The 18,412-nt window shown below is 68.3% G+C and carries 15 protein-coding genes and 1 other annotated feature; of the genes, 6 read left to right on the forward strand and 9 right to left on the reverse strand.

From position 1 onward, the window contains the following. The first annotated feature begins 50 nt into the window (after positions 1-50). Positions 51-1,285 (forward strand): IS3 family transposase gene (locus tag BN948_RS07300; protein ID WP_420319431.1). Its coding sequence is split into 2 segments (ribosomal slippage): positions 51-345 and positions 345-1,285, totalling 1,236 coding nucleotides; the frame shifts between segments, so codons are not numbered across the junction. Further along, positions 332-448: a sequence feature (AL1L pseudoknot), on the forward strand. (Overlaps the previous gene by 117 nt.) 1 nt (position 1,286) lies before the next feature. Here the strand turns inward: BN948_RS07300 and BN948_RS07305 are convergent. From BN948_RS07305 to BN948_RS07330, 6 genes are all read right to left on the reverse strand, one after another. Next, on the reverse strand, positions 1,287-1,490 hold the full coding sequence (locus BN948_RS07305; protein WP_035620982.1) for a hypothetical protein: 204 nt from the start codon (positions 1,488-1,490) through the stop codon (positions 1,287-1,289). Positions 1,491-2,084: 594 nt separating this feature from the next. Then, positions 2,085-2,897: a KilA-N domain-containing protein gene (locus BN948_RS25515; RefSeq protein WP_051755967.1), complete on the reverse strand. Its 813-nt coding sequence runs from the start codon at positions 2,895-2,897 to the stop codon at positions 2,085-2,087. Positions 2,898-2,969: 72 nt separating this feature from the next. After that, positions 2,970-3,227: a hypothetical protein gene (locus BN948_RS07315; protein WP_035620984.1), complete on the reverse strand. Its 258-nt coding sequence runs from the start codon at positions 3,225-3,227 to the stop codon at positions 2,970-2,972. A gap of 107 nt (positions 3,228-3,334) precedes the next feature. Next, entirely contained in the window at positions 3,335-3,973 is a 639-nt protein-coding gene (locus BN948_RS07320; RefSeq protein ID WP_035620985.1) for a recombinase family protein, read from the reverse strand. Positions 3,974-4,133: 160 nt separating this feature from the next. Next, on the reverse strand, positions 4,134-4,505 hold the full coding sequence (locus tag BN948_RS07325; protein ID WP_035620987.1) for a hypothetical protein: 372 nt from the start codon (positions 4,503-4,505) through the stop codon (positions 4,134-4,136). Positions 4,506-4,741: 236 nt separating this feature from the next. Continuing rightward, the gene (locus tag BN948_RS07330; RefSeq protein WP_051755970.1) at positions 4,742-5,338 is read right to left on the reverse strand and encodes a TIR domain-containing protein; all 597 of its coding nucleotides are present in this window, start codon (positions 5,336-5,338) and stop codon (positions 4,742-4,744) included. Positions 5,339-6,682: 1,344 nt separating this feature from the next. Here BN948_RS07330 and BN948_RS07345 point away from each other — a divergent pair. Continuing rightward, positions 6,683-7,036, forward strand: coding sequence for a DOPA 4,5-dioxygenase family protein (locus BN948_RS07345; protein ID WP_009517098.1), 354 nt, complete (start codon positions 6,683-6,685; stop codon positions 7,034-7,036). Here BN948_RS07345 and BN948_RS07350 read toward each other — a convergent pair. Genes BN948_RS07350 through BN948_RS07360 form a run of 3 tightly spaced genes read right to left on the reverse strand, consistent with a single transcriptional unit; the run spans position 7,033 to position 14,326 of the window. Beyond that, the gene (locus BN948_RS07350) at positions 7,033-8,406 is read right to left on the reverse strand and encodes a BaiN/RdsA family NAD(P)/FAD-dependent oxidoreductase (protein WP_009517099.1); all 1,374 of its coding nucleotides are present in this window, start codon (positions 8,404-8,406) and stop codon (positions 7,033-7,035) included. The two genes, BN948_RS07345 and BN948_RS07350, sit on opposite strands and share 4 nt — an antisense overlap. Next, on the reverse strand, positions 8,394-11,681 hold the full coding sequence (locus BN948_RS07355; RefSeq protein WP_009517100.1) for a UvrD-helicase domain-containing protein: 3,288 nt from the start codon (positions 11,679-11,681) through the stop codon (positions 8,394-8,396). Before BN948_RS07355 ends, BN948_RS07350 begins: the two co-directional genes overlap by 13 nt. Beyond that, entirely contained in the window at positions 11,678-14,326 is a 2,649-nt protein-coding gene (locus tag BN948_RS07360) for a PD-(D/E)XK nuclease family protein (RefSeq protein WP_081921895.1), read from the reverse strand. Before BN948_RS07360 ends, BN948_RS07355 begins: the two co-directional genes overlap by 4 nt. 123 nt (positions 14,327-14,449) lie before the next feature. Here BN948_RS07360 and trxA point away from each other — a divergent pair, with 123 nt between their 5' ends. The 4 genes from trxA (at position 14,450) to BN948_RS07380 (ending at position 18,406) form a co-directional block, all read left to right on the forward strand. Continuing rightward, a complete protein-coding gene (gene trxA / locus BN948_RS07365) occupies positions 14,450-14,782 on the forward strand; it encodes a thioredoxin TrxA (protein WP_009517103.1) in 333 nt (110 codons plus the stop codon). Positions 14,783-14,979: 197 nt separating this feature from the next. Then, the gene (gene rho, locus BN948_RS07370; protein WP_009517105.1) at positions 14,980-16,242 is read left to right on the forward strand and encodes a transcription termination factor Rho; all 1,263 of its coding nucleotides are present in this window, start codon (positions 14,980-14,982) and stop codon (positions 16,240-16,242) included. Between the two features lie 94 nt (positions 16,243-16,336). Next, entirely contained in the window at positions 16,337-16,591 is a 255-nt protein-coding gene (locus BN948_RS07375; RefSeq protein WP_009517107.1) for a type B 50S ribosomal protein L31, read from the forward strand. Between the two features lie 108 nt (positions 16,592-16,699). Continuing rightward, on the forward strand, positions 16,700-18,406 hold the full coding sequence (locus BN948_RS07380) for a hypothetical protein (protein ID WP_009517108.1): 1,707 nt from the start codon (positions 16,700-16,702) through the stop codon (positions 18,404-18,406). The last annotated feature ends 6 nt before the right edge of the window (positions 18,407-18,412 follow it).

The raw sequence follows: 18,412 nt of genomic DNA on the forward strand, positions 1-18,412 counted from the left end.
TGAACCGCCCCGGGATTTGAGGAGGCTCTTTTCTCTGAGAGGATTGAGCCATGAACAAGAAGTCGAACAAGTTCTCACCCGAAGTGCGCGAGCGCGCGGTGCGCATGGTGCAGGAGCATCGGGGCGAGTACCCCTCGCTGTGGGCGGCCATTGAATCGATTGCAGCCAAGATCGGCTGCGTGCCGCAGACCCTCAACGAGTGGGTCAAGCGCGCCGAGATCGACTCGGGTGCGCGCGAGGGCATCACCACCAACGAATTGCAGCGGCTGAAGGAGCTCGAGCGCGAGAACAAGGAGCTGCGCAAGGCCAACGAGATCCTCAAGCTGGCCAGCGCGTTTTTCGCCCAGGCGGAGCTCGACCGCCGTCTGAAGTCCTGAAGGGCTTCATCGATCAGCATCGACAGGCCTACGGGGTCGAGTCGATCTGCAAGGTGCTGCAGATCGCCCCGTCTGGCTACTGGCGCCACGCCGCTGCGCAACGCAACCCTGCCCTGCGATGTCAGCGCGCCCAGCGCGACAGCACCTTGACGCCACACATTGAGCGCGTGTGGCACGCCAACATGCAGGTCTACGGCGCCGACAAGGTCTGGAAGCAGATGAACCGCGAAGGTATCGTGGTGGCGCGCTGCACGGTCGAACGGCTCATGCGCCGCCTGGGCCTGCAGGGCGTGCGCCGTGGCAAGGTGGTGCGCACCACCATCAGCGATGCCAAGGCGCCGTGCCCGCTGGACCGGGTCAATCGCGTCTTCAAGGCCGATCGGCCCAACCAGCTCTGGGTCTCGGACTTCACCTACGTCAGCACCTGGCAGGGCTGGCTGTACGTAGCCTTTGTGATCGACGTGTACGCGCGGCGCATCGTGGGCTGGCGCGTGAGCAACACGATGCGCACGGACTTTGTTCTGGATGCCTTGGAACAAGCGCTCTACGACCGCCAACCCGAGCGCGACGGCAGCCTGGTGTGTCACTCCGACAGGGGGTCGCAATACGTCAGCATCCGCTACACGGAGCGACTGGCCCAAGCGGGCATCGAACCCTCAGTGGGCAGTAAGGGCGACAGCTACGACAACGCGCTGGCCGAGACCATCAACGGGCTGTACAAGGCCGAGCTGATTCACCGCCGGGCACCCTGGAAGACCAGGGAATCGGTGGAGCTGGCCACCCTGCAATGGGTGTCCTGGTTCAACCATCAAAGATTGCTGGAGCCCATCGGCTACATCCCACCGGCCGAGGCTGAGGCAAACTACTGGCGGCATCTCGCCAATCAGGACTCCATGGCGGAGGCCTGACTTAAACCAACCGGCCTCCACGAAAGCCGGGGCGGTTCATCATGTCCACCGCTGCGGCGTTGCTCAGGGTCTCTCCGGTGCGGCGCTTGTGCTGGCGCATGAAGGTCTTGAGGGCGCCGAAGGTGGAGTTGCGGAAGGTCAGCTCGCGGGTGATGAGGGGCTCTTGCGAGACGTTGGGCGTTGGGGATGGGTTCAGTGCTTGCATTGGTTCAGGTGGATGGAAATGACGAAGCCCCCGGGCATCCGGGTTGGACGCCTGCGGGGGCTCGGGTGGGGTGGTGGAGCGCGGCTGGTCGGCTGGGTCTCCTAATGGGTACTCTTTATTCAGCGCGATTCTTGGCGCATCGGAGTTGTGCTGTCACAGGCAGTCTGGCTGCGTCCCCTCCTGATGGGGAACTTTTATTCTTGGTGCCCTGCGACGGCTGCGGTCTCCTAATGTGGGGGTTAAACCCAGTTCCGCGCTGAGGCCCTCATCGGGTCACAGGAGCCACCACGACGAATCGCCGCACCCTCCCCTGCCTGCTCACGCGACGATGGCGCCACGGGCCTGCAAAGCGGTCCGGGTGGGGGTCTCCTAATGTGCACCTTTTATCCACGGCAAGCGCCTGGAACATGCCCGTGAGGAGGGTGTCCATGCGGGAACCTCTCATGGATCGTGAGGGGGTTGATTCGGAGCCGTCACCGGGCTCCCAGTGCTCGCACTTGTGGCAGTAGCCGTGGCCGTCCGTGTAGCGGCCCAGTGCGTCAGAGGAGCCGCACGCGGGGCACGGCTCGTGGTGCATGAACTCCGATTCGGACTTCACAGGCGGGCCTGGACTTCGCGGGCCGTGGCCTTGCAGGGACGCATCCCGGCGACCATCGTGAAATCACCGTTGAGGTAGTGGTGGATGAGCTTCAGCTTGCCCACCGTGGTCACCACGAAGTCCCGCTTCCCGGTCACCCAACCCTCGCGGAGTTCGTTCTTGCCGCGATAGGCCCGGTACGCCGCGAGGGCATGGGGACGGTAGAGGTACCCGAGACTTTCCAGGTCGGCTCGGTAGCGGGCCATGTGGATGCCGGGCAGGGACCGGATGAAGTTATGCAAGCCCTCCTCATCGGCGCACATCAGTTCGCCGGCACGGGCCACAGGCTTCATCTCCTCGATGGCCTTCTGTTGGGCCTCGATCTTTGCTTCTTGCTCGGCGGCCAGGAGGAGCGCCTCGCGGAAGGTCTTGGGAATGAGGGGTGTCTGGACCTCCGGCAGCTTCACCACGGCCGACTCAGCGGGCCTCGTGATGACCAGCTCAGCGGCGCCCTTGATGATGTCCTCGATCATCGCGTCACACCACACGGAGAATCGCACGTCCAGCCAGCGGGAGAACGGCACGGCGACCTTGGGGTGTCCCCAGGTGCCTCCACCGTTGCCACGGCGGGCTTCGATGAATTGAGCCGATTTCGGCGCATTTGCCGCGAGGGCCAGGAGGTATTCCTGGGTCTCCTGGTTGGCGAAGAACTTCCGCACGTCCTTGCCGAAGTGCTGCGCGGCCTTGGTCATGTTGAACCAGCCGTCAGCGCGGAACTGAAAGGCCACGCCGTTGTAGTCGCGGGTGATGAGAGCGGTCGAGGAGTTCATTGGGGATTCCAAAAAGAAAAACCCCCGGGAACCCTTCATGGGCACCGGGGGCCTCGGGGAATCCGGGCTGACTCAGGCGGCGGTGTTCAGTTGGCGCACCTGATGCGACATGTCGAACAGCTTGGCCTTGCCGGCGTAGTAGCGGTCGATGCGCCACTCCTTCAGGATTTCAAGCGCCAGCTCGAACACCTCATGATCGAGGTCGTAGATGCGGTGGATGTTGAAGTCGCCCTCGGACTCCAAGGCAAGCACAAGGCTTGCGAGCGTGACGGCGGCATTGCTGGTGGGATCAGCGGCGATCAGCTTGCGTGCGTTCTTGATGGCATTCATGGTGGGCTCCACAACGATGATGGGGATGATGAAGTCGCAACAACTCCGCCATGTTGACCTACGTCAGTGCCGCATTTCACGACAGATTCGTGACGGACTTGATTTCGTCACCCGACCGAGGGCGCTGTCTCCGCCCTCCTCGCCGCCACCACCCTGGCAACCGTTGAGCGACTCGCGCCCGTGGTTGCAATCACATCGGCCCACGACATCCCCATGTCGAGCAACGTGGCAATACGCGAGTACCGCTCTAGGTCCGGCTGCTTGCCCTTAAACCGCCGCTCAGCGGTGGCCTTGGCGATCCCTTGGGCCTGCCTGCGGCGGCGGTCCTCGTAGTCCTTGCGGGCGACCACCGCCAGGACATCCAACAGCATCCGGTTCACGGCATCCAGCAGGGCTTGCGTGGTGTCGTCCGTGCTGGCCCGAGCGGCATCCCAGGAGGTCGGGAGGTCGAGGGCGACCACGCGAATGCGCTTGGCCGCGAGATGCGCCTTCAAGGCTTCCCAATCAGCCTGCGTGAGGCGACTCAGACGGTCCACCTGTTCCACCAGCAGGACATCGCCGGGGCGGGCATCGTTGATAAGGCGGAACAGCTCAGGCCGATCGAGCTTGGCCCCGGACTCGTTCTCGGTGTACCAAGCGGCCACCTCCAGTCCGCGCTCGGCGGCGAACGCCTCCAGGTCAGCGCGGGCACGGGTGGCGTCTTGCTCCTCGGTGCTGGCGCGGAGGTAGGCACGGATGAATGGCATGTCAGAGTCCCATCAGTCTCGTTTAGATGGTCCTCATAATGCCAGTCTGCTTTAGATTGTCAAGAGATTTATACGAGACTGATGCGGGCGACTCCTACGCGGTCTCGCAGAGGCATACCCAAAGAGAACCGATGGGCACCGAAAGTCAGCAGGTCGCACTTCATTGAGACGAACGCGGACGGCGAGTCAGTTTGGTCAACCGACGCCACAGAGCTGCACAGTTCAACAGGCAGGCCGCAACGAACAATACGGCAACACCCGCAGAGATAGCCGGGCGGGCATGTGCTTGCTGAAGGAAATTGACGATGCCAAGCGCTGCGGTGAGGAGACCCCAAGTGGCATTCAGCACGAGCACGCTCCGGACTACAACACGATCCGCGTTCTCCAAAAAGCCCCAGAGCGCAAGATTGAACACCACCATGTGCATGATGGTGATGATTGGTACCCGAATGCCCAGGAACGCCGAACTGAGGTTGATGAGCGCAAGTACCGTGAACAGTACCCAGTTCGTAAATTTTGCGATTCGCTCCATGCGCGGCGAGCATGAGGCTCGCTCATTGCGATTCAGTGAACGCCATCCATCCCGCTTGGTCTCCGAACGGATCCAGGTTGCCCCACCCGGGCAATAGACACGATCCGACGTGCGCGGCTGGGTGACAGACCCCCCAGGGGGGGGAATCGCCGCGCGTCTGGATCGAGGAGGCTCTCAAATTTTTGGTCCATTTTCAGACCGTCGCAGAGGGACCGTGGCCGCCCCACGCCCTCGCATCAAGCCAATGCGTCGTTCATGTCAACCGAGAAGCCGGCCGCTCGGAGTTCCTTCGCCAATTGCAGCTTCCATGCCCCGGCGTCATCAAGGGCGATGTAGAGCACCCCGGCGTAGTCAGAAGGAATCTCAACACCCGGACGATACAGCGCACACACACGCTTGCGGCCAAGGCGTCCATTGAAGAAGCCAAGTTCAAAGATGACGTTTTGCCGGGCCCGAGCAGAATAGTTGCTCGGAGCCACCGTCTTCGCTCCGCCGAGGTCATCATCAGTCAGTAAGACAACTGCAAAGCCAACATCGCTGTAAGCCTCGAACTTTTCAACAATCGTTCGCCCCTCGTTGGCCTGCTCTCTGAGCACGATGACCTCTTGGTGAAGCCGTTCAAGGAACCGTGCGGTCTCGTGTAGTGCCCCCTCGTCGTGCCCGTGAACCAGGAAGATTCGGTGTCCTCCCGATTCACGTTGGGGCGCGACCGCATGCCCCTCCGTGAGTGTGACTTCGGTTTCAAGCAATTCAATCAGAGCATCGACTTTTGCAAGCTGACTTTGAAGGGAAGTCGCGCGATGCCCTTCCCACCAGCTTTCGTCAGCGTTCATAGGAAATGATCCGAACCGCCCCACGTTGGTGACAGAGGTCACGTTCGGAGAGGTTGTGCCGAACGCCTTCTCCAGGTAGTTTCGAGCCAGGAGCGTCCATCGTGAATAGACGTCTTCGGAGATTGGCCTTTTCACCAGCATCTCCGCGCCGCTACCGCGAAGCTTTGAAAGCAGTTGAAGCCCCACCGAGGGGGCAACCTCTGGGCCAAATAGCTTTGAGGGGGTACTCTTACTTTGGCTCGCCACCTTGGCTCCCGTGAGACTGAATTGCGCGTCTGCCCGATACGCTCCGATGCATTCTAGGGAGTTCAGGAGTGGAGTCCCTTACGATGTTCTCTCTGGCACCCTTGGGGTCATAAGCGCAGGGACTAACCAATGTCGGACCAACACCAGAAGGCCGCAGCGCCTACACGCGCACGCCTCGAAGGCCCCTCCAGGCTTGAGCGGGTCGCAGGCGGTCCGCTCGTCGAGGTCGGTCTGACGGCCGCTACCGCTGCGGCGGGAGCCGCTGTAGCCACCATGGCGGCGACCACCCTACTGCCTCTGCTGCCCATCCTTGCCAAGTCACTCGCTGCGGGAAGGCAAGAGCGGCGCATCGCTCGGAACCTCGCGGCTATAGAACAAGTGCTGATCCAGCATGACGACAAGTTGGAGCGCCTGTCCGATGAGCAATACGCGCTCATCAATGAAATCGTCCTGGCGGCCATGGGGTCCACCAACGACACCAAGCTGGCCTACCTCCAAAATGCCGTACAGAACGCACTTGCACTTTCCGAGCTGCCGCCTCAAGAGGCCGTCGTTCTTGGCCGCCTCGCCCGGGAGCCATTTGGGGAGGCCGGCGCGGTGCACCCGTCGGGCATCCCCGCGCCTGACGCGCTCACGCCTCCTTTCGCGCATGGCGCCAGCTCAGAACGCATTCGCGTCCAAACCCCCAGAGGTAAATGGTCCCGTCGGAGCGGCGCATGTCGAACTCCCAAAACGAAAGCGTGGGGTCGCGGTGGAGGTGCGCCCCCCAGGTACCGCGAGCTGCGTAGAAGGAGCCACGGGAGATTTCGATGGTCAGCGTCGAAGTGGTCATGGTCATGATGGTCAGTCGGTCTTGAAGTCCGTGCAGATCGCACGAGGCGGATCATCAGGAGCACCTCGCGGGCTTCCGTGAATGCCCCCTCACCGCCCTACCCCGACTTGACACTCACGGTATCGCAACGATCTCCGTTAGCATGGGGTTCGCTGTGGCACTTCCTTGTATCACTTGCGACGCAAACGACCATCGTAAGTTGTTGATTTAATTGGTTTTTTCTGACGACTTGGCGATGTCAAGGCTCGTCACCTTTTTCTTTCCTCATGCCCTCGCGCGATCCCTCTTCCATCGCAGACTGGCACGCCCATGTCTACTTCGATGCCGCCACGCGCGACACCGCATGGGCCCTGCGTGAGTTGATCGGCGTCGACCTGGCCGAGCGCGTGCAGATCGGCCGCTTCCACGAAAAGCCCGTGGGCCCGCACCCGATGTGGTCCTACCAACTGGCTTTTGGTGCCGGCGAATTCGCGCAGGTGGTGGGCTGGCTCACGCTGAACCACGGCGCGCTGGACGTGTTCATCCACCCCAACACCGGCGACGAGTTGCGCGACCACCGCGACAGCGCGCTGTGGCTGGGCAAGTCCCACACGCTGGACCTGAACGCGCTGCAGGCTTAAGCCGCCGCGCGCAGGTGGCGCAGCGCCGCCTCCCCCGCCCACACGCCACTGGCCATCGAGGCCGTGAGCAGGTAGCCACCGGTGGGGGCTTCCCAGTCGAGCATCTCGCCGGCCACGAACAGCCCGGGGCGTTCGCGCGCCATCAGGCCGTCGTCAAGCGCTTCCAGGCGCACGCCGCCCGCGCTGCTGATGGCCTCGGCCACGGGGCGGGGGCGGATGAGCTTGAGCGGCAGGGCCTTGATGGCCGCTGCGAGCCGCGCGGTGTCGTGCATGGCCTCGCGGTCCAGGCATTCGTGCAGCAGCGCGGGCTTGATGCCGTCGAGCCCGAGCCGGCCTTTGAGGTGGCTGGAGAGGCTGCGCGAACCGCGCGGGTGCGACACGTCGGCCTGCACGCGTTCGGGCGTGCGGTCGGGCAGCAGGTCGATCCACAGCGTGGTTGAACCGTCGCGCGCGATGCGGTCGCGCAGCGCGGCCGACAGCGCGTAGACCAGGCTGCCTTCGATGCCGGTGGCGGTGGCGACGAACTCGCCGCGCTGCCAGTGCCGCGCGTCGGGCGGCCCGTCGAGCGCGAGCGCGACGGTCTTGAAGGGTTGGCCAGCCCAACGTTCGGTGAACACGGCACTCCAGCCCTCCGCCACGCCGTGCACGGACGAGCCCGCGACATCGAAGCCGCAGTTGGCGGCTTGCAGTTCGGCCACGTCGAGGCCCGCGTCGCGCAAGCACGGCACCCAGGCGCCGTCGGAGCCCAGGCGGGGCCAACTGGCGCCGCCCAGGGCCAGCAACACGACGCTGGCCTGCACCACGCGTTCGCCATCGGGCGTGGCGAAGCGCAAGGCGCCGCCATCACCAAAACCCAGCCAGCGGTGGCGCATGTGGAAGCGCACCGGTTCACCGCCCGGCTCGGGATGGCGCAGCCGGTGCAGCCAGGCGCGCAGCAGCGGCGCGGCTTTCATGTCGGTGGGAAAGACGCGCCGCGAGCTGCCGACGAAGGTGGCAATGCCCAGGCCCTCGGCCCAGTCGCGCAACTGCTGCGGCCCGAAGCGTTCGAGCATCGGCCGCAGCACGCCTGCGCGGTCGCCGAAGCGCGAGACGAAGGCCTCGAAGGGCTCGGCATGCGTGAGGTTGAGCCCGCCCTTGCCCGCCAACAGCAGCTTGCGGCCCACCGAGGGCATGGCGTCGTACAGGTCCACGGGCACGCCCGCGCGCGACAGCACCTCGGCCGCCATCAGGCCGGCCGGGCCACCACCGACGATGGCCACGCGTGCGCCGGCGCGGATCCGATCCGGCGCCGGGCCGCCCCAAGCCGGATCCGCCCCCTCGGGGGGCAGCGACCCGCGCAGCGGCGGAGCTTGGGGGTTCACACTTTCCATTCGAAAACACGCCCCTGCGAATTGATGAACGCCAGCCGCAGCGGCTCGCCGGGGTGGATGGCCGACACCGCCGCACGGTAGGCGGCCATCTGCTCGCGGTGGGCCAGCACGGTGTGCGGAGCCTCGTGGGTCTTGAAGTCGAGCACCCACCAGGTGCCGCTGGCGCGGTCGCGCAGCAGGCGGTCGAGGCGGCGCACCTGGCCTTCGTGCAGCAGTTCCACTTCGTTGCCCCACTGCTCGACACGGGCGTCGTCCCAGGCCCAGGCGGCCTCGCCGCGCACGATGCGCCGTGCCGCGTCGAGGGCCTGGGCGGCGGTGGCGGGGTCGAGTTCGTGCAGGTCAGCGACGGCGCGCTGGTGCGTGGCGCCCCAGTCGAACCCGCGCGCGGGTGTGGGGCACCACTGCAGCAACTGGTGCACGGCGCGGCCGAAGCGGGTCTGGGCGTCGGCTTCGATCACCACCACTTCAGGCACGGGCTCTGGCAGGGCGTGCAGGGTGGGCAGCGCGTGCAGTTCGAAGGGCTCGGCCGCGGTGTGCACGGCGGGCCGGCAGGCATCGGGTTGGTCGAGCGGCTGCGCGAGCGGCGAGAGCCGCTGCCACCACGAGGTGCCGGCGCTCGCGCGCCCGGGTTCGAAGCTGGACGCCACCAGTCGGTTGCCGGCGCGCGTCATGGCGACGTAGAGCGCGTTGAGTTCTTCGAGCGAGCGCGCGCGGCGCTCGGCGTCGAGCAGTTCCTGGGCGCACAGCGGCGCGCGCTTCTCGCTGGCCAGGAAGACGAAGCGGCGCGGCTGCGGCGCCTCGCCTGGCCAGTCCACCAGCACGCCCATGGACTCGGCGCGCGCGGGCGCAGCGTCGGTGTCGAGCAGCAGCACGGTGTGCGCCTCCAGGCCCTTGGCGCCGTGGATGGTGAGCAGGCGCACGGCGCCGGGCGTGGCCACGGGCGGCATGGGCGTGCCGCCGGCCTTGAGCGCGCGCACGAAGCGGTAGGCGGTGAGGAACCGCCCGCCCTCGTGGTCGAGCGCGTGCGCCAGCAGGGCCTGCAACTGGGCCTGCGTGGCGGCGCGCTGCGCGGGTGGCACGGCCTGCGCGAAGCGCGCGAGCAGATCGGCCTCGCGGAAGACGAGGGAGAGCGCGTCGTGCGGGGGCAGGTTCAGCAGCGCGTCGCGCCAGCCTTGCCATCGGGTAGCGGTGTCGCGCCACAGTGGCGCGGCGTCGCTCGCCTGCGCGGCCTGCTGCAGCACGGGCCACCAGCGCGCACCGGGGCCTGCGGCGCGCACGGCGCTGGCCAGCGCGGCCAGATCGTCGTCCCCCCAACCGCCGATGGGCGAGCGCAAGGCGCGCGCCAGGCTCAGGTCGTGGCCCGGCGAGACCAGGGCGTCGATCAGCGCGATCACGTCCTGCACGGCGGGCGCGTCGGCCAGATCGAGCTTCTCGGGCTGTTCGCTGGCGATGCCGCGCTCGCGCAGGGCCTCGTGCATCCAGCCCAGGCGTTCGCGCTTGCGCGCGAGCACCATCACGTCGTCGGCTTGCACGCGGCCTGCGGCCACCTCATTGGCGATCCAGTCGGCCGCCTGGCGCGCCTCGAGTTCGCTCATGGCGTCGTCGGCCAGGTGGCGCGGCGTGGTCAGGCTGTCGCGCCAGGCCTCGGGGTCGGCGTCGGCGGCCCCGGCGCGTTCGTTGAGGCGTTCGCGGGCGCTGCGCGGCACCACAGGCAGGGCCAGCACGGCGCCGGCCTCGGTGCTGGCGGTGGTGTGCGGGCGGAAGGCCGCACCCACCGTCTCGCCGTATTCGCCCGCGCCCACGGCCTGCTGCATGGCGGCGTTCACCGCGTCCACCACGGCGATGGCGCAGCGGCGGGTGTGGTCGCAGGCCAGCAGCGAGCCACCCAGGCCCTGCACCACGAAGGCCTGGGCTGCGCGAAACACCTGCGGCTCGGCGCGGCGGAAGCGGTAGATGGATTGCTTGGGGTCGCCCACGATGAAGACGCTGGGCGCCTCCCCGGGCCCCGCGCCCGCGTAGGCGGAGAGCCAGCCATACAGGGCCTGCCACTGCAGCGGGTTGGTGTCCTGGAATTCGTCGATGAGCAGGTGGCGCACGCGCGCGTCCAGGCGCTGCTGCAGCCAGCCGGAGAGTTCGGCGTCGCCCAGCAGGCGGCGCGCGGCGCCTTCGACGTCGTTCATGTCGACCCAGCCGCGCTCGCGCTTGAGCTCGGCCAGCGTGCGCAGCAGCACGCGGGTGAGACGCGACAGGCGCTGGTGGTGCACCCAGGCGCGGTGCTGGCGCTCGGCGAGCAAGGCCTCTTCGATGCGCGCGTGCGCGGCCTGCACGGCGGGCAGCGCGTCGGGCTGTTCGCCGAGTTTGCGCGGCGTGCCCTTGGCGGTGGTGAGCGCATCGATCGCGGCGCGGCCATTGCCCTCGGTGACAGCGGTTTCCAGCGCGCGTGCGGCGGTCTCGGCCTTCTTGAGTTTGGCGAAACCGCCCAGCGCCTGGGCAGCGGCCAGCAGCTCGGCTCGGAAGCGTTCGCCGCGCACCAGCCAGGCGACGGGGTCATCGCCCGCGCCGGCCCAGTCGGGCATCTGCTCGGCCAGCGACTGCACCGCGCCATCCACCGCGCCCACGGCGTCGGCCCACAGGAACTCCACGCGCTTGGAAGCGGCGTTGCGCAAGGCGGTCAGGGTCTGGTGGCGGCCGATGTCGGCCACGCTGGCGAAAAAGTCCTCGCGCGTCGCGTCGTCCTGCGCGAGTTCGGCGTAGAAGCGCGGCCACAGGCGTTGCAGGATGGCGCTGTCGTCCTCTTGCAGCTCGTACTGCGGCGGCAGGCCCAGTTCCTCCAGCACCGACAGCGGCGCGCCGCGCAGCAGCGCCGCGAACCAGCTGTGGAAGGTGCGCAGTTGCACCGGTCGGCCATGCCGGCGCAGCCGCTCGCGCAGGCCGCGTGCGGCGGGCACCAGCTCACGCGCGGCGGCGTCGGGCAGGCCGCGCATCACCAGCCCGGCGCACAGTTCGTCATCGCTTTGCGTGGCCCACTCGGCCACCACCTGCTGCAGCCGCTCGCGCATTTCGCCGGCGGCCTTCTTGGTGAAGGTGATGGCCAGGATGTCCTGCGGTTGCGCGCCGTCGAGCAGCGCGCGCAGGACGCGCGAGACCAGCATCCAGGTCTTGCCCGCGCCCGCGCAGGCTTCCACGGCCACGCTGCGCGACGGATCGCAGGCGCGCGCGTAGAAGGCTTGAGGCCCCACGGATTGGCCATCGACGCGGTAGGCGAGCCCGGTCATGGTTCGCCCTCCCCATCGCCTGCCACATCGCCCGCCACCGGCTGCCAGAAGTCCTTGCGGCACAGGCCGCGCGCCGCGCAGAAGTCGCAGGCCGCACCCTCGCCCAAGGCCAGCATGGCAGCACCGCCGGCCACGCGCTCGAGGTCGTTCACCAGGCCCTGCACGATCGCGTCGCGCGCCATCAGCACCTCGGTCTGCTCGATCAGCTTGGCCGGTTCGTCGCGCTCGCCGCGCGCGTCGACGATGCTGAGGTAGGCCGCGCGCAGGCGCCGCGCGGGCAGCAGCGCGGCGTAGAAACCCAACTGCGTGTCCTCCAGCGGCTCCTTCACGCGCGCCTCGGTGCGGGCGCGGCTCTCGGTCTTGTGGTCGATGACGAAGCTCTCGTCGCCTTCGGCGTTCTCATCCAGGTCGCGTCGCGCGTCGATGCGGTCGAGGCGGCCGTGCAGGGTCCAGCGGCCCGCGCGCTGCTCGCGCTCGGCCTCGGCCGCCACGAAGCGCCAGCCCTCGGCCTCGTGCGGCCACAGCCAGTGCAGGTAGGCCTCGCGCAGCGCGGGCCACTGCGCGCGGTAGGGCAGGAACCCGCCGGCCTGCACGTCATCGCCCAGGCCCATCTCCATGGCCACCACGCCGGCCAGCGCATCCATCGCGGCGCGGTCGGCGTCTTCGCCGGGGCGCTCATCACCGCGCGCCTCGTGGAAGCGCTTGAGCACCTCGTGCAGCCAGTTGCCCAGGTCGCCCTGATCGGGCTCGGCGTCGAGTTCGTCCACCTCGTCCAGGCGCAACTGGCGGCGCGCGAAGAAGCGGTAGGGGCAGGTGCGCAGGTCGTCGTAGGCGCTGGCCGACAGGCGCTCGGGCAGCAGCGCTGGCGCGCTGGCGCGCGGTCGGGGCGTGCCGCCCGCCGCCACCAGCCGCGGGTCGAGCAGGGACTCGGCGGCGCTCTCATGGCAACCGTCGATGAAGGGGCTGGGCAGCAGCGCTTCGCCGGCATCGTGGCGGCGCCACAGCGCGTCCACCGGCGCACCCGCGAACAGGTGCGCCCAGGCCGAGGCCGCCGCGCGCGCCAGGGCCTCGCGATCGGGCAGGCCCAGCAGCTCGCGCTGCACGGCGGTCCAGGCGCTGTCGGGCTCGGGGCTGGCGCTCAGGTGGCGCTCGTCGCAACCCGGCGCCACCACGGCCGCCACGCGGCGCCCCAGGCGCTGCTGCAAGGGCAGCACGATGACCTGCGGCGCGCCGGCCACGGTGGGCTGGAACACCGCGCCCTCCAGCACGTCGCGCACCCAGGCGCCAAAGGCCGCGAGCGACCAGCGCGCAGCCCCACGTGGCCCGGCGGCGGCTTCGCCCAGGCCGTCGAGCTCGTGCGCGCCCTCGCCCAGGCGCAGCACGCCGATCAACTGGCGGCCGGCTTCGTCCGCCTGCAGTGGCGCCCACTGGCCGCTGCGCTCCAGCGCCTGAGCGGTGTCCTTGAGCCAATGCAGCAAGGGCCGCGCGGCCTGCAGTTCCGCGCGTTGCGCGTCGATGTCGGCCTCGCGCCAGTCCATGGACACAGCGGCCCAGCGCGCCACGCCCTTCTGCCGAAGCCGGCGCTCCAGCGCCTCCACCGCCTGCGGTGGGAAGGCCGGCGCAAGCTTGAGCCAGTCGAGCACCTCGTCGGTGCTCGCGCGGGCGTCGGCCGCTCGCAGCAGCGCCATCAGGCTGGCGGCGGCGCGCGTGGTGGACAACTTCCAGCCCGTCTCGTCGCGCAGCCGCACGCCCGCGCCCACGAGCAGGGCGCTGGCGCGGCGCGTGAGCAGGCGGTCGTTGGCGATCAGCGCCACCGGCGCGCGCCCGGCGTTGAGGTGCGCGATGGCGCAGGCGGCGGCGGCCCGCGCCTCGGCCTCGAAGTCCTCGCAGGCCCACACGCGTGGCGCGGCCTCGGCCGGCGCGGACCAGGCCAGCCGCCCGGCCCGCGGGCCCCAATGGGCGAGCAAGGCTTCGCCCAGCGGGTCAGTGTGGTGGCCCGGCAGGCTGAGCAGCAGATCGGCGTCGGCCCCCGGCGCGGCAAAGGGCGACCACAGCGCGTCGGTGATGTAGGCGGAACTGCCCGCCCAGGTGACGGCCAGGTTGGCCACCAGCGACTCCCACTGCGCGCTGGCCGAGCCACCCGCCGCCGCCAGCGCGGCACGGCGTTCCTCGGCCCAGGCCGCGCGACGCTCGGGCGCCTGCGCGGCGGCCAGCGGCGCCAGTTGGCGCGCGGCGTCGACCAGGCGGGCCACCAGCTCGCGCCGCAGGCCCGTGTCCTGCCGCGCGGGCACCACGCGCTCGATCCACGCGGCGGCCACCAGCGCGTCGCGCGCCATGTCGTGGCTGATGTCGTCGGAGCCTGGTTGCCAGGGCGCCAGGGCCGCGGCCCAATCGCGCGGCGTGGTGAAACGCGGCGCCAGGCCCGCGGCCTGCCGCTGCCGCGCGGCCCAGGCGCGGCGCGCCTCGATCGCCAGCGCAGCGTAGGGCAGCAGCACCACCACGCGCGACATTGGCACGCCGGCCTCGCGCGCCGCCCGGGCGAGACCGTCGAACGGGGCCTGCCACACACACGACAACGCGTCCGCCTGCACGGCGCCGCCCACAAGGGCTGACTCGGCGTGAGGTCTCGCGGGGGCTGGCGTCATGAAAAGGGGGTTTCTGTCACAATGCGGCGGCCTGCAAAAAGGGAGCCGACGTCGTCGCCCGGCCTGCCGCATGCGCCGCACTGTAACCTCCCCCCGCTCACTGAAAACCCAAGGACGAACCCCATGGCCAGCGACCTGATCAAACACGTTTCCGATGCCAGCTTCAAGGCCGATGTGCTGGACAACAAGGCCCCGGTGCTGGTGGACTTCTGGGCCGAGTGGTGCGGTCCCTGCAAGATGATCGCCCCCATCCTGGACGAAGTCGCCGGCACCTACGACGGCAAGCTGCAGATCGCCAAGCTCAACGTTGACGACAACCGTGACGTGCCCGCCAAGTTCGGCATCCGCGGCATTCCCACGCTGATGCTGTTCAAGGACGGCCAGCTCGCCGCCACCAAAGTGGGCGCGCTCAGCAAGGCACAGCTCACCGCCTTCATCGACCAGCAACTGGCCTGATCCCCCGGCCCGGGCGCGAGCCCGGGCCCCGAGCCGCGCGCGGGCTCGACGACAGGATGCACTCGCAGCGATTCCTGTCATAATCCGCCGCAATGCGGGCAGCAAGCCCGCCTCTCCCCCGCGCGACGTCCGTCATCCGGACCACAGCGCCCACCTCCCCGCTCTTCCCCAATCGCCTCCACCCTGGAGTGACGTCGATGCACCTGAACGAACTCAAGGCCCTGCACGTTTCCGAAGTGTTCAAGCAGGCCGAAGCGCTCGAAATCGAGAACACCGGCCGCATGCGCAAGCAGGAGCTGATGTTCGCCATCATCAAGAAACGCGCAAAAACCGGCGAGCAGATCTACGCCGACGGCGTGCTCGAGGTCCTGCCCGACGGCTTCGGTTTCCTGCGCGCGCCGGACACCAGCTACACGGCCAGCACCGACGACATCTACATCTCGCCCAGTCAGATCCGCCGCTTCAACCTGCACACCGGCGACATGATCGAGGGCGAGGTTCGCATCCCCAAGGACGGCGAACGCTACTTCGCGCTCAACAAGCTCGACAAGATCAATGGCCTGGCTCCCGAGGAGAACAAGCACAAGATCATGTTCGAGAACCTGACGCCGCTGTTCCCCAAGGAACAGATGCGCCTGGAACGCGACATCAAGAGCGAAGAGAACATCACCGGCCGCGTGATCGACATCATTGCGCCCATCGGCCGCGGCCAGCGCGCGCTGATCGTGGCGCCGCCCAAAAGCGGCAAGACGGTGATGATGCAGCACATCTGTCACGCCATCACTGCCAACCACCCCGACGTGGAACTCATGGTGCTGCTGGTGGACGAGCGCCCCGAGGAAGTGACCGAGATGCAGCGCACCGTGCGCGGCGAGGTCATTGCCTCCACCTTCGACGAGCCCGCCGCGCGCCACGTGCACGTGGCCGAAATGGTGATCGAGCGCGCCAAGCGCCTGGTCGAGCTCAAGAAGGACGTGGTGATCATGCTCGACTCGATCACCCGCCTGGCCCGTGCCTACAACAACGTGTTGCCCTCCTCCGGCAAGGTGCTCACGGGCGGCGTGGACGCCAACGCCCTGCAGCGGCCCAAGCGCTTCTTCGGCGCGGCGCGCAAGGTGGAAGAAGGCGGCTCGCTCACCATCATCGCCACCGCCCTGGTCGACACCGGCTCACGCATGGACGAGGTGATCTTTGAGGAATTCAAAGGCACCGGCAACTGCGAGATCCACCTCGACCGCCGCCTGTACGAAAAGCGCGTCTTCCCCTCCATCCAGCTCAACCGCAGCGGCACCCGCCGCGAAGAGCTGCTGCTGCAACCCGAGATCCTGCAGAAGACCCGCATCCTGCGCCAGTTCATGTACAACATGGACGAGATCGAGGCCATGGAGATGGTCTTGAAGAGCATGAAGGCCACGAAGAACAACTCCGAGTTCTTCGACATGATGCGGCGCGGGGGCTGATCCGGCCTTCACGCTATAATCTCTGGTTTTATTGGCGGCAAGTACGTTGGAAGGGTTCCGGCGCGGCTGTCGCAACCGACCTGAAGGAATCGCCATGAAAGAAGGCATTCACCCGAACTACCGCGAGGTCTGCTTCCTGGACCTGTCGAACAACTTCAAGTTCGTCACCCGTTCCTGCGCGAGCACCAAAGAAACGATCAAGATGGACGATGGCCGCGAACTGCCGCTGTTCAAGCTCGATACCTCCAGCGAATCGCACCCGTTCTACACCGGCACGCAGAAGAGCGTGGACAACATGGGCGGCCGCGTCGAAAAATTCCGCAACCGCTACGCCAAGACCGCCAAGTAATCCTGGCGCTGGCCCAAGAAAGCAGCCGCAAGCCGGCTGCTTTTTTTTGCCCGAATCTTCCCGCGCACGCCGTTTGCCCCCCGTGCGCCGCTTGTATAGTCCCCAGCCGTGAATCGCCCGACGCCCGCCATCGTGAGCCAGTCGGCCGTGCGCCGATTGCCGCGCCTGGCCCTCATCCTGTTCTGCGTGGCCTATGTGCTGCCCGGCTTTCTGGGCCGCGCGCCCTGGAAGAACGCCGACGTGGGCGCCTTCGGTGCGATGGCGGAGCTGGCCCGGGGGGGGGACTGGTGGCACCCCGGCGTGCTGGGCCTGCCGGTGGAAGACGCCGCGCTGCTGCCCTACTGGCTGGGCGCGCTGTTCATCCGCGCCCTGCCCTTTCTGCCACCCGATTTCGCGGCCCGACTTCCCTTCGCCGGGCTGCTGGCCCTCACGCTGGCGTGCACCTGGTACGCGGTGTACCACCTGGCCCGTCAGCCCGCAGCGCAACCGGTGGCCTTCGCCTTCGGCGGCGAGGCCCACCCCGCCGACTACGCGCGCGCCCTGGCCGATGCAGGCCTGCTGGCCCTGGTCGCCTGCCTGGGACTCGCCCAGCTCTCGCACGAGACCACCCCCGACGTACTGCGCCTGACCGCCACGGCGGCCATGCTGCTGGGCGCCGCCCGCCTGTCCTACCCCGGCCTGCCGCATCCCTGGCGCGGCCTGGCGTGGTGGACGGCCGGCTGGCTGGCCCTGGCCCTCAGCGGGTCGGCCGGCCTGGGGCTGGTGCTGGGCACCGGCTGGCTGGGCCTGCTGTGGCTGGCACCCCAGCCGACGCCCACCGAAGCCCCTGGCGACAGCGGGCGCGCCCTGCTGGGCATCGCCACGGCCGTGGGCGCGCTCATCGCGCTGGGCAGCGGCTGGACCGGCGCCCTGGGCCCAGCCGACGCGCCGCAGGCCCTGGCCCGCCTGCCGCTGGACAGTTGGGGGCGTCTGCTGCTGTGGTTCACCTGGCCCGCGTGGCCACTGGCGTTGTGGACGTTGTGGCGGTGGCGCCGCCAGTGGCGCCAGGCCCATGTCGCGCTGCCGCTGTGGGCTGCCCTGGTGGTGGTGGCGCATTCGGCGTTGGCGGCCGAGCGCGACCGCGCCCTGCTGCTCGCCCTGCCGGCGCTGGCCGTGCTCGCCGCCTTTGCCCTGCCCACGCTGCGGCGCAGCGTGTCCTCGCTGATTGACTGGTTCACCCTGCTGTTCTTCTCGTTCTGCGCCCTGGTCATCTGGGTCATCTGGGTGGCCATGATGACGGGGGTGCCGGCCAAGCCGGCGGCCAACGTGGCGCGGCTGGCCCCGGGCTTCGTGCCCGAGTTCTCCTTCTTGCTGTTCGCGCTCGGCGCGGCGGCCACACTGGCCTGGCTGTGGCTGGTGTCCTGGCGAGTGGGCCGTCACCGCGAGGCCATCTGGAAGAGCCTGGTGCTGCCGGCCGCGGGCAGCACGCTGTGCTGGCTGTTGCTGATGACCCTGTGGTTGCCGCTGCTCGACTTCGGTCGCAGCTACGGGCCGATCTCGCGGCGCATTGCCGAGCTGGTGCCCGCCAACAGCTGCGTGCTGGCCGACGGCCTGTCGCAGGCGCAGATCGCCGCGCTGCGCCACCACGGCGGTCTGCAACTGGTGCGCACGGGCGACGGCGGGGGCGCCGACTGCCGCAGCCTGATCGCCACGCCCCAGAGCCAGGCCAGCCTGCACCAGCGCGTGAACCTCACGCAATGGGCGTTCAAGGCCAATGTCTGGCGCTTGAACGACAGCAAGGAAAGCCTGGTGCTGTACCTGCGCGTGAGCGGCTGACCCCGC

Origin of the sequence: Hydrogenophaga intermedia, assembly GCF_000723405.1 — a bacterium.
In the GTDB taxonomy this organism is placed as follows: Bacteria; Pseudomonadota; Gammaproteobacteria; order Burkholderiales; family Burkholderiaceae_C; genus Hydrogenophaga; species Hydrogenophaga intermedia.

What these genes read in the sequence shown, in the direction of transcription:
- BN948_RS07320 (WP_035620985.1), bottom strand. Translation starts at nt 3,973, where the DNA reads ATGCCATTCATCCGTGCCTACCTCCGCGCCAGCACCGAGGAGCAAGAC.
- BN948_RS07315 (WP_035620984.1), bottom strand. Translation starts at nt 3,227, where the DNA reads ATGAATGCCATCAAGAACGCACGCAAGCTGATCGCCGCTGATCCCACC.
- rho (WP_009517105.1), top strand. Translation starts at nt 14,980, where the DNA reads ATGCACCTGAACGAACTCAAGGCCCTGCACGTTTCCGAAGTGTTCAAG.
- BN948_RS07375 (WP_009517107.1), top strand. Translation starts at nt 16,337, where the DNA reads ATGAAAGAAGGCATTCACCCGAACTACCGCGAGGTCTGCTTCCTGGAC.
- BN948_RS07330 (WP_051755970.1), bottom strand. Translation starts at nt 5,338, where the DNA reads ATGAACGCTGACGAAAGCTGGTGGGAAGGGCATCGCGCGACTTCCCTT.
- BN948_RS07360 (WP_081921895.1), bottom strand. Translation starts at nt 14,326, where the DNA reads ATGACGCCAGCCCCCGCGAGACCTCACGCCGAGTCAGCCCTTGTGGGC.
- BN948_RS07355 (WP_009517100.1), bottom strand. Translation starts at nt 11,681, where the DNA reads ATGACCGGGCTCGCCTACCGCGTCGATGGCCAATCCGTGGGGCCTCAA.
- BN948_RS07345 (WP_009517098.1), top strand. Translation starts at nt 6,683, where the DNA reads ATGCCCTCGCGCGATCCCTCTTCCATCGCAGACTGGCACGCCCATGTC.
- BN948_RS07350 (WP_009517099.1), bottom strand. Translation starts at nt 8,406, where the DNA reads ATGGAAAGTGTGAACCCCCAAGCTCCGCCGCTGCGCGGGTCGCTGCCC.
- trxA (WP_009517103.1), top strand. Translation starts at nt 14,450, where the DNA reads ATGGCCAGCGACCTGATCAAACACGTTTCCGATGCCAGCTTCAAGGCC.
- BN948_RS07305 (WP_035620982.1), bottom strand. Translation starts at nt 1,490, where the DNA reads ATGCAAGCACTGAACCCATCCCCAACGCCCAACGTCTCGCAAGAGCCC.
- BN948_RS25515 (WP_051755967.1), bottom strand. Translation starts at nt 2,897, where the DNA reads ATGAACTCCTCGACCGCTCTCATCACCCGCGACTACAACGGCGTGGCC.
- BN948_RS07325 (WP_035620987.1), bottom strand. Translation starts at nt 4,505, where the DNA reads ATGGAGCGAATCGCAAAATTTACGAACTGGGTACTGTTCACGGTACTT.